The following is a 16,010-nucleotide window of genomic DNA, read 5'->3' on the forward strand; positions in this document are numbered from 1 at the left end:
ACTGCCATCAAAAAGGAAAAGAACGAGATGAACCTGCAACCCATGCGCATGAAAACGAAGCTTTCCATTGGCTTCGGCCTGCTCACGGCGGCAGTGCTGATCGTCGCCGCACTCTCAATCGAGACGCTCGGCGAAGCGAACCAGCGCTTTACGTCCTTTGTCAACGGCATCAACGCGCGCGCGCATCTGGCCGAAAGCATTCGCACCGCAGTGGACCGGCGCGCGATCGCCGCACGCAATCTCGTGCTCGTGACGAAGCCCGCCGATCTCGAACTCGAGAAAGCAGCCGTCCTTCAGGCGCATGAAGACGTGCAGCGCGATTTGCGCCGCTTCAAGGAAATGGTCGCGAGCGCGCCGGATGTCTCAGCCGAAGTAAAGACGCGCGTTGCGGAGATCGACCGCGTCGAATCGCTTTACGGACCGGTGGCGCTCGCCATCGTCGATCTGGCGCTGAAGGGCCAGCATCAGGAAGCGATTACGAAGATGAACGACGAGTGCCGTCCGCTGCTCGCCGCGCTCATCAAGGCCACGCAAGATTACCTGGACCTGACGAGCCAGCGCGAAGCGAAGCTCGTGCAAGAGTCGGCAGAGGATTACGCGTTCTCGCGCATGCTGCTGATCGCCGCGTGCATCGCGGCGGCCTCGTTGGCCGTGGGCGCGGGGTTCATCATCACGCGCAGCATCTTGCGAGCCTTGGGCGCGGAACCCGATGCACTGAGCCAAGTCGCGCAGCGCGTCGCTTCCGGCGATCTGAGCCCGGTCGCGCACGCGGATAACGCCCCGCAACACAGCGTGCTCGCCTCCATGCGCACGATGCAAGGCAATCTCGTCAGTCTGATCGGCAATGTCCGCTCTTGCGCCGATGGCATCGCCACGGGATCGAGCCAGATCGCCACGGGCAACGTCGATCTGTCGACGCGTACCGAACAACAAGCGGCATCGCTGGAAGAGACGGCGGCGAGCGTCGAAGAGTTGACCTCGACCGTGCGGCAGAACGCCGAGCACGCGCAACAGGCAAATGCGTTGTCGGCGGATGCATCGGCGGTGGCGCAGCAGGGCAATGCCGCCGTGGGGCGCATGGTCGCGACCATGACGGAGATCAGCACGCGCTCGGAGAAGATCGCGGATATCACCGGGATCATCGAAGGCATCGCGTTTCAGACCAACATCCTTGCGTTGAATGCGGCGGTTGAAGCGGCGCGCGCGGGCGAGGAAGGACGCGGCTTTGCCGTGGTCGCTTCGGAAGTGCGCAACCTGGCGCAACGTTCGTCGTCCGCCGCGAAGGAGATCAAGGAGTTGATTGGCGCGTCGGGCGTGCGTATCGCGGAGGGTTCTTCGCTCGCGGGCGAAGCCGGGACGACGATGGCCGAAGTGCTGCAGGCCGTCTCGCGCGTGAGCAGCATCATGGGCGAGATCGCGGCGGCATCGAGCGAACAGAGCCGGGGCATCGAACAATTGAGCCAGGCGATTGCGCAGATGGACCAGGTGACGCAACAGAACGCGGCGCTCGTGGAAGAATCGGCGGCGGCTTCGCAATCGCTCGATCAGCAGGGGCGCAAGCTCGTGGATGCGGTGTCGTTCTTCCAGGTCGCAGGATGATGGTCGGGGCGTGGCGCGTCGGAGCGTCTTTCTCGTCGCGCTGCGCCCACCAAAAATACGCTGCTATGACGCAAAAATTGGGAATAGTACGTTCGTACATGGGTATAGGTAATTTGTTCACTCTCGCGCAAAACAACGAAAAATGGGCAAATACTCCTATAAAGCACTGCAGCAGAGTCGCACTATTTTCCTCTTCCATACGGCAACGCCATGCGTTCGTTACTTTTTGCCCGAAAACGTTCGAATTCTCACACGCTTTTTGTAACATTGCGTAAAATCCGACCTATCGTATGAACTTTGAAGAAGGTGGTTGTGAGACACAGGCGCGGCGGCTTCGCATCGCGTGTCGAACGAAGTTAGGGCAACACGGCAGGCCGGTGGTTACTGCACGAAGTTCGCTCTTTCCCTGCTACAACGGCCAACTTTGAAGCATCCCAGGTAGGCAAGGCAAACACTGCTGCATCCTTGGCTCATTCGTTAGTCGTCCTTACTTAATAGGACATTGATATCGATCTCTGACCTTAAGGAGTGTTCCGCCAGACCAGCGGAACTGCGAAATGATGATTAATCGACGTAAATTTCTGGCTAGCATGAGCGCGTTGTCCGGGACCTATATGCTTTCCGCATGTGGCGGCGGCGGTAGCGATCTACCGCAAGCGGCAACCAAGGCTTCCGACGATTCCACGCAACTCGATTCCACCGCAAAGGCCGCGGTAGTCACGCCTTCCGCCGATGGCACGACCATCCCGAGCGGTACGTCGATCGTGGACAAGACGGGTGCGGTTTGGACGGTGACCGGCGCCATCGTGTACAAGAACAAGACGGCTGTTTCAATCGCCAATGTCTCGATGCTCCTCTGGTCGGGCGGCAAGATTTACCAGAAGAACACGAGCGGCCAGTTCTACGTGTGGTCGAACAAATGGCTCATCTGCCGTGACCCGCGCATTGCGATGGCAGCGACGCCGGGCATGTTCTTCGGGATGAACGGCCATTACGACTACACCTACACCCCTCCGCAACTCATCGCGATCCTGAAGGGCATGGGCTGCAACATGTATCGGGTGGGCTGCAATTCGACGTCGAAGCAGATCAGCGCCGTCGCCAAGCTGGCGTCGGCCTTCAACGGAACGGGTATCAGCATGCTTTGCCTGATTCAGCAAGGTTTGACCGATGCTTCAGGCGCGCTGTATGGCAGCGAAGCCGCCGCTTACGCCGACGCCTACAACACCGGCCTGACGGTTGCGAGCGCGCTCAAGCCTTATGGCGTGACCATGTACGAATGCGGCAATGAGTTGACGCGCCGCTCGCAAACCGTGCTGTATTCGAACCGCGCGGGAACGGACGTAGCCGACTTCAACAACGCAAACTGGCCCGTCATGCGCGGCGTCATGCGCGGTCTCATCGCCGGCGTGAAAGCAGTGCAGCCGGACGCGAAGTGCGGCATCAACTTTTGCGTGGCGGACATCGGCGCATCGGATGCATTGTGGGACGGCTTCCAGCCGGATGGCACGAGTGGCTATCCGAAGGTCCGCTGGGACATCACGACGTGGCACAACTACGAAGTGTATGGTGACCTGTTCGACATCGGCTCTGACGGCGCGGGCCCGCATTTCGATCTGCCGCAGTACTGCAAGGCGCGCTACGGCGTACCTTTCATGATCACCGAGTGGAACGCGAACCCCGAGCAGACGGATGCTTATCGCGCGACCTTCGTGCAGTCTCGCCTGCAATCTTTCTACGACGCACGCAAGACGCACAACATTCACTCGGCCATGTACTACGTGCTCGACAGCGGCAATCACACGTTTGGCATCATGATCAACGGTGCGCCGATCACGCCGACGTACAACAGCTATGTGAACTTCACGAGCACACATGCCGATGTCTGAGCGTCTCTGAACAAAAGCCCACGGTTTGCCGCATCGCGCAAAGCCGTGGGCCTTATCGTTTCAGATCATCTTTCACGCGTGCCGCATGAACGCGCGCGCTAGCGCATGTCGTCGACAGGCTTGCCATCGAGGCCACGACCGCCACTGAGCGGGCCTTCATAGCCAAGCCCCCAGAAGGTCCCGTTATCGTCGATGCGCATCACGCGATCTCGTTCGATGTGGTGCCGGCGATCTCAGTCGCCCCGACATGGCGTCATCCATCTTCCTATGAACAGTCGCGGCGTCATCGCGACTCTTCTGCCTTGTTCGGGCTTGCGGGCATCTCGTCCTTCGTGCGTTCGCCGACGGCCCAATGCGCGGCGGGCACCGCGGTGGCATACACGCGGATGGTGTCGAGCGGTGCGCCCAGCGTTTCATGGACCGTGCGCGCGACCGCCTTCACGCAGGCCTTGACGGCGGCTTCATCGCGTCCTTCGACGAGGGAAATATGTACGATAGGCATGTCGGTTCCTCAATGTCCGGTGCGTTCGAGCACGGTTTGCTCGGGTCGCGGACCGGTTGTCTTGCCAGTGATAGGCGGCTTCGGTAGCCTGGCTTCGCCGGGTTCGATAACGAAGTGATGATCGAGCGAATACCACGGCCCTTGAACGTCCGCGCCGGGTGCGGTCTCGCCGTCGTGCAGCACATATTGCCCGACGAGCGCGCGCGTCACGCCGAACTGCACATCGGTCTCGAGATTGGGATCATCGCTCGAATAGACCTGCGAAAACTGTGTCTTGAAGCCCGGCTTGTAGATCATGAAATGGATATGCGCAGGCCGCATGTTGTGCCGGCCTTGCGCGCGTAGCAGCGCGCCGACCGGGCCCGACAGCGGAATGGGATAGCCCGCCGGCTTCACGCTGCGAAACGCGATGTGGCCGTTGGCATCGGTAGTGAACTTGCCGCGTAGATTCATATCCGCCTGCGCGGGGTCCTGATTCTCGTAGTAACCATCCGCCGATGTATGCCACACGTCCACCTCGGCGCCTTCCACCGCACGCCCGCTCGAATCGCGCACCCAAGCGTTGACGAAGATAGGCGCGCCCGGCGTCGGCGAGCGCACGATGCTGCCGCCGCTTTCAGTGCGCGGCGAGTCCATGCGCCAGAACGGGCCCATGAGGTTCGCGGTCGTATCGGTCTGACCGCGATCGCCGTTGTTGAGCAGGCACACGAGCGCGGACAGCCCAAGCGATCCGGCGATCAACACGACTTCGTTATGCGATTCGGTGGTCAACTGCCCGAGCTTCGCGATGACCGCGCATGCCTGATGAAACTCCGGCTCGGACAGCCGCGCCTCGCGCGCGAAGCCATGCAGATGACGCACCGCCGCCGACATGATCTCGCGAAAGCGCGCATCCGGCGCGCGGCTCAGTTCGGCAAGCACGGCTTCGGTCACTTCCTGCTGATTGCTGACTATCATTGCTGTCTCCATGGCGGCTCATGCTTCATTAGCAAGCCGGTGCGGCGGTAGTAACGCATCTGCCCGAGTTCCATTGTCTGCCTCGCAATGGTATCGCGGACGGCGGGAATGCATCGTTCGCTACAACGGGGCAACTGCATTCCAGTCATCGACGAACACGACCTCACAACATCCCCACCCAGACCCTGAAAAGCAAAGCAGAAAAAACCGTTTGTCATTGCAATGCCGCGCGGCTTTTAATAACAGGCTCGCTTGGCGCCAAGTGCGTCACCGCTCAAGCACCTCTTTCACGGCATTTCATGGAACCGACATGGCGGACCTGACATCCACTCGCAACAGCTATGTCGCATCGAAACGGCAACGCTTCGGCGTGTCGAAAGGCACGTTCTACAAGCTGCTTTCGTGGCTGGTCCCCGCATGTGTCGTGGTGATCTGGGAAGCGGCAGCACGCGCAGGACTCATCACGCCGCAAGTGCTTCCCGCGCCCAGCAGCGTTCTTGAAACCGCGCTCGGTCTGATGCGCTCTGGCGATCTCTTCGTTCACCTCGGTGTGTCGCTTTTGCGCGCCGTCGCGGGCTTCGTTATCGGCGGGACGGTTGGTCTCGTGCTCGGAATCGCGGTCGGGTTTTCGCCGCTCGCGCAAGCGCTTCTCGATCGCTCCATTCAGATGGTGCGCGCCATTCCCTTCCTCGCCATGCTGCCGCTCGTGATCGTGTGGTTCGGTGTCGGCGAAGTCGCGAAGATCTTTCTGGTCGCGCTTGCCGTGCTGTTTCCCATCTATATCAACACCATGCTCGGCATCCGTCAGATCGATCCCAAGCTGATGGAACTCGCCAAGGTGATCGGCCTCGACTGGACCGCGATCGTGCGACGGATCATTCTTCCCGGCGCCATGCCGTCGATCCTCACGGGCGTGCGCTATGCGCTCGCTCACGCGTGGCTCGCGCTCGTCATTGCCGAGACGCTCGCGACGACCAAGGGAATCGGCTTCCTCGCCATGGACGCCCGCGAATTCCTGCAAACCAATGTCATCGTGCTGACCATCGTCATCTACGCGGTCATCGGCGTGGTGGCGGACGCGTTGGTGCGTCTGCTCGAAGCGCATTTCTTGTCGTGGCACGCGAACTACGCCAAAGGAGCAACCCAGTGACCGAGAGCATCGCCCTGTCGCGCGACTCCGACATCCGCGCGCGCGCCGCCGAACGCGTGAGCCACGCGTCCCTTGCCGTATCGGTGCGAGGTCTGCAGCGGCGCTATGGCAAGCGCGTCGTCATCGATGCACTCGACCTCGATATACGCAAAGGCGAATTCGTCGCGTTGTTAGGCGAAAGCGGCTGCGGAAAGACGACACTCTTGCGCGCGCTCGCCGGGCTCGACCGGCCGGATGCCGGCGAGATTCGCGCGCCCGAGCGGCCGTCCGTCGTGTTTCAGGAGCATCGGCTGCTGCCTTGGGCGACGTTGTGGGAGAACGTCGCGCTCGGCCATGAAAGCACGGTAGGACGCACGGGCGCCGCGCGCGCGCTGGGCGAAGTCGGACTTTCGGGCCGTGAAGATGACTGGCCTCGGAATCTTTCCGGCGGTCAGGCGCAACGCGTGGCGCTCGCGCGCGCTTTGGTTCGCGACCCCGCGCTCCTGTTGCTCGATGAACCATTCGCGGCGCTCGACGCGCTCACGCGCATCAAGATGCACGGGCTCGTCAAGGAACTCGTCGCGCGTCATCTGCCGGGCGTGCTGATCGTGACGCATGACGTCGATGAAGCGCTCACGCTCGCCGACCGGATTCTCGTGATGCGCGCGGGTCGCATCGCTGCATCGTTTCGGCCCGGCGATCACGCGCCGCTGCAATTGCGGCCGATTCTGCTCGATGAACTGGGCGTCCAGTCTCACTGATCCACCAATCGTTTCCTGCAAAACTCGAAAGGTACCAACAAGAATGATCGATTCCTCGCTGAACCGCCGCCAGTGGTTGCGTGCGGCAGGCGGCCTCGTGGCCGGCGTCGCCGCAAGCAGCCTGATTCCCACGCGCGCCGCCGAACCGCGCAAGCTGACGCGCAACACGGACGCGGTGCGCATAGGTTGGGGTTACGGCAGTCTTCCCGATATCGCGCGGCAACGTGGCGTGTTCGAAAAGACGCTCGCGGCCAAGAACATCAAGGTCGAATGGATCGGTCCGTTTCCGAATCACGCGCCCTCGCTACAGGCCGTGGTCGGCGGCAGCGCGGACTTCGGCTTCTGGGGCTCGACGACGCCCGCGCTTGCGTCGATGCTCGCAGGCTCGCCACTCGTCTTCAATGCGTTCGATGTCTATTCGCCGCGCTCGACCGCGATCATCGTCAAGAAGACGAGCGGCATCCATTCGGTGGCGGATCTGGCCGGGCGAAAGGTCGCGGTCAACCGTTCCGGGCTCGGCGAGTTTCTGTTGATCGCAGCGCTGGAAAAGAATCACATCGACCGCGGCAAGGTTGAATTCGTCTATCTGAATCCACCCGACGCAGCGCCCGCCTTCGCGCAAGGCAAGGTCGATGCATGGTCGATGTGGTCGCCCGCCGTGGACATTGCGCGCAACGCCAACGACGCAAAGGACATCTTCAACGAAGGACGCGATCTGGATTTTCTGATCGACTACAGCTCGCTCGTGACGCGCCGCAAGTTCACCGAGGAAAACTCCGAGCTGATTCGCGCGGTCATCGACGCGTATTACGTCGAAGGCGCATGGCAGTCGAGTCATTCCAACGAATCCGAAAAACTCGTGCAGGGTGAAGCGAAATATCCCGATCAGGTGCGCGATTATCTGGCGAGTCTCAAGCGCGTGAATCAATTTCATGAGCCCGATGACGCTGCCTTTATGGCGCAGCTTCAACGCGCCGCCGACTGGCTCGCGGAACGCAAGATCATCAATTCGCGCATCAAGGTGGCCGACTACAGCATCAAGGTCTGACGAGGCGAGCCATGAACATGCGATACACACTGGCCTGCGATCACGGCCGCAATCTGCCGAACGCGTGGTCGCGCAACTTCGCACGAGAGCGATCCCATGTCTGATACGAAGAACATCGACCCTACCGCGCCGAAACTGGTCTCGCCGCTGTCAGCAAGGCTCGGTTTCGCGGAGATCATCGCGGACATTGCATCGACTGCGGCTGCACGCGAGCTTGCGCATCGTCTGCCGCACGAGGAGATCGCAAGGCTCAAGGCGGCGGGCTTCGGCCGCTCGCGTCTGCCCGTCGATGCGGGTGGCCTCGGCTTGTCCTTGAGCGAACTGTTCGTCGTCGCGCGTGATGTCGCGGCGGCGGATTCGAACATCGCGCACGCGTTTCGTAACCATCTCTGGCAAATCGAGGCAGCGCTCAGGCGGCGCGACCTTCCGTTTCATGCGCACGTTCTCGACCTCGCAAGGCAGAACAAGACCGTCGGATTGAGCTTCACGCAGACCGATGTGACTGCCGCTGGCGCGCGACCGACGCAGGTTCTGAGTCGTTTGGAATGGGACGCAAGCCGCGATGTCTATGTCGGCTCCGGCGACAAGGTTTATGCCACGGGCAACCTCTACAACGATGCGTTCATCGGCCTTGCCGTGGAAAGTCGCGCGGGCCGCAACGTGCAATACGTGCTCGATCGCGGCGAAGGCGTGGACGACGCCGACGACTGGCAAGGCTTCGGCCAGCGCTTGACAGGTTCGGGCACGGCCAGGTTTCGCGCCGTGATGGTGCCGGCCGCGCATGTCTATCCGACTGACCCGCCAAGGTCGGATGAAGCCGCGCCTTGGGGATACACCTTCCATCAGGTTTATCTGACCAACTGCATCGCGGGCATCGTGCGGCGCGTGGCGCTGGATGCCGTCGAGGTGCTTCGTTCGCGCGGCCGCAACTTCTATCATGGCGAGGCCGCGCATCCGGCAGACGAACCGGTGTTGCAGACCCTGCTCGGGCGCATCCGTGCTTATGCGGCGAGTGTCGAGGCGACGGCGGACCGCGCGGTCGCGGCGCTGCAGCGTGCATCGGAAGGCTATGGCACGCGCGATGAATACGACACCACGCTCGCAGCCACGTTCGCGGCGGCCGAAGCGAAGGTCGTCATCGACGATCTCGCGCCGCAAATCGCGTCGTGGCTGATCGATCTGGGATCAGGCTCGGTCGTCTCGCGCACGGGCGCTCTCGACCGGCACTGGCGCAACATCAAGGTGATCGCGTCGCATAATCCGCGGCTCTACAAGGAGCGCTTGCTTGGCCAGCACTTGCTGAACGGACAACTGCCGCCGACGGGCGCGTTTTTCTGATCTCGGGCTGCGGCGTTCTCGCTCACCAAGGGGGAACGCGCTGCGCGGCCCCAGCGGCGCACGTCCGCCAAAGCGCGCCGCAGCGCTCCTTACGCATAAACAGAAGCGCAACCCCTTCGTTTTACGCAGCAAGCAATCGACGCACGCGCGGCACGACCTCTTCCGCAAAGCCGCGCATATCGATTTCGAACGGCTGGAACTGCAGCATGAAGAGTTCGATTCCCGCCCGGTGAAAGTCCGCCACGCGCCGCGCGACCGTATCGTAATCGCCGACGAGACCCGCCGCCGTGCCGCCGTTCGATCCCACGCGCGCCGTCTTCGCGAAGGTCTTGTGCATGACCGTGTTTGGATCGGTATTGGCCTTCTGCTGTTCGCGCAGCGGCTTGTCGAGTTCCGCCAACGCAAAGAGATGGTCGAGATGCGCCTCAGCCTGCGCCTGCGTCTCACGCGCGATCACGAAGGCCGACAAGCCGAAACGCAAGGCATCGGCGCCAGCGGGACGCACGCGCGCACCGACATCGGCGATCAGGCGTGCAACATCTTCAGGCGGCTGGCCGTTGATGAACCACACGTCTCCATGCGCGGCCACGAGCGAGCGCGCCGGTTCCGATTCGCCGCCGACATAGAAGCGCGGCCGCGCGCGAAAAGGATCGGCGGGACGCAAGCGGTATTCGTCGATACGAAAGTTGTCGCCATGATGATTCACGACCTCGCCGCGCAAGAGCTTGTCGAGCACGGCTATCCACTCGCGGCCATAGGCATAGCGTTCGTCATGCTCCGGAAAACCGATACCGGCGCGCTCCAGCTCCGGACGATTCCACGCATTCACCAGATTGATGGCGAAGCGCCCGCCGCTGATGTGCTCGATTTGCTGCGCCATCTTCGCGAGCACCACCGGATGATAGAGATAAGGCTTGATCGCCGTGATGATCTCGATGCGCGAGGTCAGCGCCGCGAGCGCAGCCGATGCCGTCCACGCTTCGAGCTGATCGAGCGAGGGATCGTGCGGATTGATCGTGTGCTGGGCGACGAGCACCGAGTCGTATCCAAGACGCTCGGCTTCGAGCACGAGTGCCTTGTTGCGCGCCCATGATGCGTCATAAGGCTCTGCGGGGTCCTGCAGCGCCGCGCGGCTGCCGTGCACGAGCGCCCAGACGCCGAAGCGTGGAAAGTTGGAAGACATCGATTCGATACGCGAGAAGACGCAATGAAGGGGATCACATGCTAACGCCGCACGCGTGCGCGCTTTCGAATTTCTGAAGATAAGCAACTGCGCGAAACGCATTAAGCGAGCATGCCTTTCGTTCATGCCCGGCGCAGAAAACCTCACGAGCGCAGGGCTCATATGCATATTCGATTTGCTCGCTTCGCAATAGGCCGGGCGCGCGTCATCATTGCTTACTCACCTGCACGCTCCCTACCTAGCTCCCATCCATGCGCACGTTTTCGTCGGTCCTTCGCGGACTGGTCTTCGCCGCCGCTTTGTCCGGCGCGTTCATCGAACCTTCACTGGCGGCGAGCACGGCTCCCGCCGTCGATCGCGATACGGTCGTGATCGGCGTCGAGAAGGAGTTCTACAACCTCGACGGACTCGTGGCTGTCAGCGGCGATTCGCTGCGCTACGGATGGCAGATTTACGACACGCTCTATGGCTTCGACCTGAAGGGCGATCTCGTGCCGCGTCTCGCCACGAGCGTGAAAGTATCCGACGATGCGCGCGTCTTCACCTACAAGCTGCGTCCCAACGTCAAGTTCCACAACGGCGCAACGCTCACGTCGCGCGACGTGAAGGCATCGCTGGAACATGTGCTCGATCCACGCAGCAAGAGCACACGCCGTCCGTTCTTCGCGCCGGTGATCGATTCGGTGGAAACGCCCGATGACCTCACCGTAGTCTTCAAGCTCAAGGCGCCGGACGGCGCCTTCGCGAACAAGATCGCGGGGTATCTGTATATCGTGCCCGCCGACTATCTCGCGAGTCTGCCGAATCCGGATGCCTTCGCGCAGAAGCCGGTGTCGCTCGGGCCGTACAAGTTCAAGTCGCTCGCGCCCGGCGGCAGCGAACTCGTTCTGGAGCGCTTCGACGACTACTGGGGCGAAAAACCCCGCGTGAAGACGCTGATCTTTCGCGCGATCACCGAGCCCGCGAGCCGTGTCAATGCGGTGCTGCGCGGTGAAGTGGATATTTCCGTCGCGCTGCCCTTCTCCGACTATGCTCGGCTCAAGAAGGAAAGCGGGCTGGACGTGATCGAAAGCCGCGTCGCGTCGCCGGTGTACGTGCGCGTCTACACGACCGACAAGAACTCGCCGTTCTCTAACGTCAAGGTGCGCCAGGCGCTGAGCTATGCGCTCGATACGCAAGCCATCATCAAGAGCGTGCTCTATGGCGTGGGCGAGCCGCTCGGCACGATGATCTCCAACTACTATCCGTACGGCGCGGATCGTTCGATCAAGCCGTATGCCTACGACCCGACAAAGGCGAAAGCGCTGCTTGCCGAAGCGGGCTATCCTAAGGGCTTCGAGACCACGCTCAACATCCAGGGCGACATGCCGCAAGGCGTGGCCGAAGCGATCGCCGCGTACTGGGGGCAAGTGGGCGTGAAGGTCAAGCTCAACCGCCTCACCTATGCCACCTTCCAGCGCCTGAACAATACACACACGTCCGGGCCGCTCGCACTGAGTCAGTTCACCAATGCGCTGTATGACCCGGTGCATCCGGTGGGCGGCGCGTTTGCATCGAATGGAAGCTGGTCCGACTATTCGAACCCGAAGGTCGATGCGCTGCTCGCCGATGCCTCACGCGTCAGCGATACCAAGAAGCGCGGCGAGATCTTCCAGCAGGTCGGACGCGAACTGCACGACGACGCCGCTGCGTTCTTCATCTCCGAATTCACCTACGTGTATGCGAAGAAGAAGACGTTGCAATGGCAACCGCAGCAAGGCGGCGGCTTCCTGAACTTCCGCTCGGTGCAATGGGCCGCGCCGACCGTGGCGGGGAACTGAGATGATCGCCTACGGTCTGCGGCGGGTGGGCTCGGCCTTGATCACGGTCTGGCTGATGTCGGTCCTGATCTTCGTGCTGGTGCGCATGGTGGGCGACCCCGCTTACTTGCTGATGCCGCCCGAAGCCACCGAAGCGGACCGGCAGCTCTTTCGCGAGCAACTCGGTCTTGCCGATCCCGTGCCCGTGCAGTACGCGCGTTTCTTGAGCGGCATCCTCCACGGCGACATGGGCAACTCGTTTCACTTCGGCGCGCCGGCGCTCACCATGGCGCTCAGCCGGCTTGCATCCAGTCTGCTGCTCGTGGGTGTGTCGCTGGCGGTGGCGCTCGCGCTCGGGTTGACGCTCGGCGTCGTCTCGGCGGTGCGGCGCGGATCTCTCTTCGATCGGGCGGCGTCGTTTTTTGCGGTACTCGGTCAGGCCGCGCCGCCGTTCTTCGTCGCGCTGCTGCTCATCCGTCTTTTCTCCGTGCAATGGGGCTGGCTTCCAACCGGCGGCCACGGCTCGTGGCGTCATCTGATCCTGCCCGTCGCCGCGCTCTCGTGGTATTCGGCGGCGGGCATCGCGCGGCTCACGCGCGCCAACATGCTGAGCGTGCTCGAAGCCGATTACATCCGCATGGCACGCATCAAGGGCTTGCCGGAGCGCGTCGTGATCGTGACGCACGCGCTGCGCAACGCGGCGCTGCCGATTGTCGCGTTCACGGCTTCGCAGTTCGGCGTGTTGATAGGCGGCGCAGTGGCGATCGAGACCGTGTTTTCGTGGCCGGGCTTCGGCAGCCTCATGGTAGAGGCCATCAGCACGCTCGATTTCACGGTGGTGCAAGCGGCCGTGATCGTTTCCGTGCTGCTGTTCGTCTCGATCAATCTCGCGGTCGATGTGCTCTATGCGCTCATCGACCCACGCATCCGGTATCGACAATGAGCGCGCGTTTTCCCTCCAATAGCGGCGAGCACGCAAGGGGCCGCCTGGCATGGCTGGATAGCGGCGTCGCGATCAACGCCGGCGTGCTGGTGCTGATCGTCGCGGGCTCCGTGCTCGCGCCGTGGCTCACGCGCGTCGATCCCAATGCCATCGACCTCGCGGCGACGCTTCAGGCGCCTGGCATGCATCACTGGTTCGGCACGGATCAGATGGGTCGCGACGTCTTCACGCGCACGCTCCATGGCGGACGCATCTCGCTTTCCATCGCCTTCTGCGCGGTGCTGCTGGCGGGCTTTTTCGGCGCGCTGGCGGGGCTCTTGTCGGCATATGTCGGCGGACGTTTCGATGCCGCGCTCATGCGTGTCGTCGATGCCCAGTACGCGCTGCCACCCGTGTTCCTCGCCATGCTGATCGTCGGCATATGCGGGCCGAGCGTGACCAACATCGTCATCGTGGTGACGCTCGCGAACTGGGGGCGCTTCGCGCGCATCATCCGCGCCGAGGCATTGAGTCTGCGCGAACGCGATTTCATCCTGATCGCGAAACTGGCCGGCGCCACGCCGCTTCATGTGGTGCTGCGTCATCTGCTGCCGAACGTGCGCAATACGTTCATCGTCTTGCTGACGCTCGACATCGGGCTCGTCATCTTCATGGAAGCAGCGTTGAGCTTCGTCGGACTCGGCGTGCAGCCGCCCGATCCTTCGTGGGGCGGCATGATCGCCGAGGGCCGCAATTATCTCGATACCGCGTGGTGGCTCTCCGCGCTGCCGGGCCTCGTGCTGATTGCGACGGTTCTATGCAGCAACCGCATCGGCGAGAGTCTGCAACGCGGCGAACGCGCCGGGGAGGACTGGCGATGAGCAACCAGCCCGTGCTCGCGATCGACGATCTCGTGGCCGAAGCGCCCGGCGCGAACGGACGCGTGCGACTCGTCGACGGCGTGAGCTTTTCCGTGCACGCGGGCCGCACGCTGGGTCTCGTCGGCGAATCGGGTTCGGGCAAGAGCGTGACGTGTTTGTCCGTGCTTGGTTTGCCGCCGCGCGGCGTGCGCTTGAGGTCGGGCCGCATTCTGCTTGATGGCGTCGACTTGCGCGACAAGACACCCGCCGAACTGAACGCGCTGCGTGGCCGGGATATCGGCATGATTCTGCAAGACCCGATGACCTCGCTCAATCCGCTTCTGACCATCGGCCGGCAGATCACGGAGATGTTTCGTTATCGGGAGGGCGTGACCGGCCGCGCCGAACGCGAGGCGCGCGCCATCGAATTATTGCGGCGCGTACGCATTCCCGCGCCCGAGAGCCCGGCTCAAGAGCTATCCGCATCAGTTCAGCGGCGGCATGCGCCAGCGCGTGGCAATCGCCATGAATCTCGCGTGTAATCCGCGCCTTCTAATCGCCGATGAACCGACCACCGCGCTCGACATCACCGTGCGCCTGCAGATACTCGACCTGTTGCGCGAGGTGCAAGCCGAACGCGGGACGGCGATCGTGCTCGTCACACACGATCTGCATCTCGTGCGCGGCTATTGCGACGACGTCGCGGTGATGTATGCGGGGCGCATCATCGAGCAGGGTCCGGTGGAAGAAGTGTTCGCGCGGCCACGCCATCCTTATACGAAAGGGCTGCTCGGCGCGGTGCCGCGACTGTTCAGCTTGCAGCATCGGCTGACGGTGATTCCCGGACATCCGCCCTTGCCTGGCAGCATTGCAGAAGGTTGCCGCTTCGCGCCGCGTTGCCCGCGCGCGCAAGCCGATTGCCTGAGCACTTATCCCGCGACGCGCTCGCTCGATGCCGGCCGCGAAGTCGCGTGCTGGCATCCGCAAGAGTACGACGTCACCGCGCATCCTCCTCTTGCGACGGCCACGACATGAGTGCTTCCGACACGCAAGTCTCAGCGATAGAAGTGGCGCGCGTCGCCAAAACGTTCCCGGTGCGCGGTGGACTTTTCGCGCGTCCGAAGATGCTGCGCGCCGTGGAAGACGCATCGTTCGTGCTGCCGCTTGGCGGCACTTTCGGACTCGTCGGCGAATCGGGATCGGGCAAGTCCACGCTGGCGAAGATCATCCTCGGCGCGGACGATGCAAGCCAGGGCAACGTCTTCTTCGGCGAACGCGTCTTCGGCAAGCACACGCAGGCGAAGGACGTCCGCTGGCGGCAACGCGCCGTGCAAGCCGTCTTGCAAGACCCGTTCGGCTCGCTCGATCCGCACATGACGATCAGCGACATCGTGCTGGAACCGCTGCGTATTCAGCGCAGCGGGCTTGCTCGCGCGGTACTCGACAAGCGTCTCGACGAACTCCTCGCGCAAGTCGGCCTGCCTGCGGAATTCAAACGGCGGCGCCCCGGCGAGTTGAGCGGCGGCCAGCGTCAGCGCGTGGCCATTGCGCGCGCGCTCGTGCTGGAACCGGAGATTCTCGTGCTGGACGAGCCGGTTTCCGCGCTCGATGTGTCCATTCAGGCGCAAGTGCTCAACCTGCTGAAAGACCTGCAGGATGCGCTCGGCCTGTCCTATCTGCTGATTTCGCACGACCTCGCCGTGGTCGCGTTCATGAGCAGCCATATCGGCGTGCTCTATCTCGGACGCTTCATGGAACGAGGCACGCGCGAGGATATCGTCGAGCGCGCGGCGCATCCGTACACGCATGCGCTGATCGCCGCGTCCGCGCCGGATTCGTTCGCTGTCGAGCCTATTGGTGGCGAGATTCCATCGCCGTTAGCGCCGCCTTCCGGCTGTGTCTTTCATACGCGCTGCCCCGCTGTGCGCGACGTCTGCCGCACGGAAGCGCCGCCCGATTATCAGTTGTCCGCGACGCATCGCGTGATGTGTCATTTTCCCATCGCATCGAAGCAGACATAGGA

The 16,010-nt window shown here is 62.6% G+C and carries 15 protein-coding genes; 12 read left to right on the forward strand and 3 right to left on the reverse strand.

Annotated features, from left to right (window positions below):
- Nucleotides 1-27 precede the first annotated feature (27 nt).
- A complete protein-coding gene (locus tag P9292_RS09115) occupies nucleotides 28-1,599 on the forward strand; it encodes a methyl-accepting chemotaxis protein (RefSeq protein WP_244830679.1) in 1,572 nt (523 codons plus the stop codon).
- Nucleotides 1,600-2,159: 560 nt separating this feature from the next.
- Entirely contained in the window at nucleotides 2,160-3,488 is a 1,329-nt protein-coding gene (locus P9292_RS09120; RefSeq protein WP_309846547.1) for a hypothetical protein, read from the forward strand.
- Nucleotides 3,489-3,771: 283 nt separating this feature from the next.
- Here P9292_RS09120 and P9292_RS09125 read toward each other — a convergent pair whose 3' ends face one another.
- Entirely contained in the window at nucleotides 3,772-3,990 is a 219-nt protein-coding gene (locus tag P9292_RS09125; protein ID WP_244830680.1) for a tautomerase family protein, read from the reverse strand.
- Nucleotides 3,991-3,999: 9 nt separating this feature from the next.
- Nucleotides 4,000-4,947 (reverse strand): dioxygenase, encoded by a 948-nt coding sequence (locus P9292_RS09130; protein ID WP_309958631.1) that lies wholly within the window; start codon nucleotides 4,945-4,947, stop codon nucleotides 4,000-4,002.
- Between the two features lie 310 nt (nucleotides 4,948-5,257).
- Here P9292_RS09130 and P9292_RS09135 point away from each other — a divergent pair, with 310 nt between their 5' ends.
- The 4 genes from P9292_RS09135 to P9292_RS09150 all read left to right on the forward strand — a co-directional run bounded on the left by P9292_RS09135 (nucleotide 5,258) and on the right by P9292_RS09150 (nucleotide 9,223).
- A complete protein-coding gene (locus P9292_RS09135; RefSeq protein WP_309958632.1) occupies nucleotides 5,258-6,097 on the forward strand; it encodes an ABC transporter permease subunit in 840 nt (279 codons plus the stop codon).
- Nucleotides 6,094-6,837, forward strand: a complete 744-nt coding sequence (locus tag P9292_RS09140) for an ABC transporter ATP-binding protein (RefSeq protein ID WP_244830683.1) — start codon at nucleotides 6,094-6,096, stop codon at nucleotides 6,835-6,837. Before P9292_RS09135 ends, P9292_RS09140 begins: the two co-directional genes overlap by 4 nt.
- A gap of 43 nt (nucleotides 6,838-6,880) precedes the next feature.
- Complete coding sequence (locus tag P9292_RS09145) at nucleotides 6,881-7,885, forward strand: NrtA/SsuA/CpmA family ABC transporter substrate-binding protein (RefSeq protein WP_309958633.1); 1,005 nt, start codon at nucleotides 6,881-6,883, stop codon at nucleotides 7,883-7,885.
- Nucleotides 7,886-7,981: 96 nt separating this feature from the next.
- Complete coding sequence (locus tag P9292_RS09150) at nucleotides 7,982-9,223, forward strand: acyl-CoA dehydrogenase family protein (protein WP_309958634.1); 1,242 nt, start codon at nucleotides 7,982-7,984, stop codon at nucleotides 9,221-9,223.
- 121 nt (nucleotides 9,224-9,344) lie between these two features.
- Here the strand turns inward: P9292_RS09150 and P9292_RS09155 are convergent, their stop codons facing one another.
- Nucleotides 9,345-10,406: an LLM class flavin-dependent oxidoreductase gene (locus P9292_RS09155; protein WP_250494605.1), complete on the reverse strand. Its 1,062-nt coding sequence runs from the start codon at nucleotides 10,404-10,406 to the stop codon at nucleotides 9,345-9,347.
- A 251-nt stretch (nucleotides 10,407-10,657) separates the two neighbouring features.
- Here P9292_RS09155 and P9292_RS09160 point away from each other — a divergent pair, with 251 nt between their 5' ends.
- The 6 genes from P9292_RS09160 to P9292_RS09185 are packed head-to-tail and all read left to right on the forward strand — an operon-like array spanning nucleotide 10,658 to nucleotide 16,008.
- Nucleotides 10,658-12,226: an ABC transporter substrate-binding protein gene (locus tag P9292_RS09160; protein ID WP_309958635.1), complete on the forward strand. Its 1,569-nt coding sequence runs from the start codon at nucleotides 10,658-10,660 to the stop codon at nucleotides 12,224-12,226.
- 1 nt (nucleotide 12,227) lies between these two features.
- Nucleotides 12,228-13,148: an ABC transporter permease gene (locus P9292_RS09165; protein ID WP_244830690.1), complete on the forward strand. Its 921-nt coding sequence runs from the start codon at nucleotides 12,228-12,230 to the stop codon at nucleotides 13,146-13,148.
- Complete coding sequence (locus tag P9292_RS09170) at nucleotides 13,145-14,008, forward strand: ABC transporter permease (protein WP_309958636.1); 864 nt, start codon at nucleotides 13,145-13,147, stop codon at nucleotides 14,006-14,008. Before P9292_RS09165 ends, P9292_RS09170 begins: the two co-directional genes overlap by 4 nt.
- Complete coding sequence (locus P9292_RS09175; protein WP_309958637.1) at nucleotides 14,005-14,529, forward strand: ATP-binding cassette domain-containing protein; 525 nt, start codon at nucleotides 14,005-14,007, stop codon at nucleotides 14,527-14,529. Before P9292_RS09170 ends, P9292_RS09175 begins: the two co-directional genes overlap by 4 nt.
- The gene (locus P9292_RS09180) at nucleotides 14,489-15,022 is read left to right on the forward strand and encodes an ABC transporter ATP-binding protein (protein ID WP_309958638.1); all 534 of its coding nucleotides are present in this window, start codon (nucleotides 14,489-14,491) and stop codon (nucleotides 15,020-15,022) included. Before P9292_RS09175 ends, P9292_RS09180 begins: the two co-directional genes overlap by 41 nt.
- Entirely contained in the window at nucleotides 15,019-16,008 is a 990-nt protein-coding gene (locus tag P9292_RS09185; protein WP_309958639.1) for an ABC transporter ATP-binding protein, read from the forward strand. The genes P9292_RS09180 and P9292_RS09185 overlap by 4 nt, the downstream gene beginning before the upstream one ends.
- The last annotated feature ends 2 nt before the right edge of the window (nucleotides 16,009-16,010 follow it).

Source organism: Caballeronia sp. LZ001 (assembly GCF_031450875.1).
Lineage (GTDB): Bacteria > Pseudomonadota > Gammaproteobacteria > Burkholderiales > Burkholderiaceae > Caballeronia.

Bases quoted from the DNA above. Each gene is read 5' to 3' on its own strand.
- P9292_RS09115 (WP_244830679.1), top strand. From the start codon at position 28: ATGAACCTGCAACCCATGCGCATGAAAACGAAGCTTTCCATTGGCTTC.
- P9292_RS09120 (WP_309846547.1), top strand. From the start codon at position 2,160: ATGATTAATCGACGTAAATTTCTGGCTAGCATGAGCGCGTTGTCCGGG.
- P9292_RS09125 (WP_244830680.1), bottom strand. From the start codon at position 3,990: ATGCCTATCGTACATATTTCCCTCGTCGAAGGACGCGATGAAGCCGCC.
- P9292_RS09130 (WP_309958631.1), bottom strand. From the start codon at position 4,947: ATGATAGTCAGCAATCAGCAGGAAGTGACCGAAGCCGTGCTTGCCGAA.
- P9292_RS09135 (WP_309958632.1), top strand. From the start codon at position 5,258: ATGGCGGACCTGACATCCACTCGCAACAGCTATGTCGCATCGAAACGG.
- P9292_RS09145 (WP_309958633.1), top strand. From the start codon at position 6,881: ATGATCGATTCCTCGCTGAACCGCCGCCAGTGGTTGCGTGCGGCAGGC.
- P9292_RS09150 (WP_309958634.1), top strand. From the start codon at position 7,982: ATGTCTGATACGAAGAACATCGACCCTACCGCGCCGAAACTGGTCTCG.
- P9292_RS09155 (WP_250494605.1), bottom strand. From the start codon at position 10,406: ATGTCTTCCAACTTTCCACGCTTCGGCGTCTGGGCGCTCGTGCACGGC.
- P9292_RS09160 (WP_309958635.1), top strand. From the start codon at position 10,658: ATGCGCACGTTTTCGTCGGTCCTTCGCGGACTGGTCTTCGCCGCCGCT.
- P9292_RS09165 (WP_244830690.1), top strand. From the start codon at position 12,228: ATGATCGCCTACGGTCTGCGGCGGGTGGGCTCGGCCTTGATCACGGTC.
- P9292_RS09170 (WP_309958636.1), top strand. From the start codon at position 13,145: ATGAGCGCGCGTTTTCCCTCCAATAGCGGCGAGCACGCAAGGGGCCGC.
- P9292_RS09175 (WP_309958637.1), top strand. From the start codon at position 14,005: ATGAGCAACCAGCCCGTGCTCGCGATCGACGATCTCGTGGCCGAAGCG.
- P9292_RS09180 (WP_309958638.1), top strand. From the start codon at position 14,489: ATGCGCCAGCGCGTGGCAATCGCCATGAATCTCGCGTGTAATCCGCGC.
- P9292_RS09185 (WP_309958639.1), top strand. From the start codon at position 15,019: ATGAGTGCTTCCGACACGCAAGTCTCAGCGATAGAAGTGGCGCGCGTC.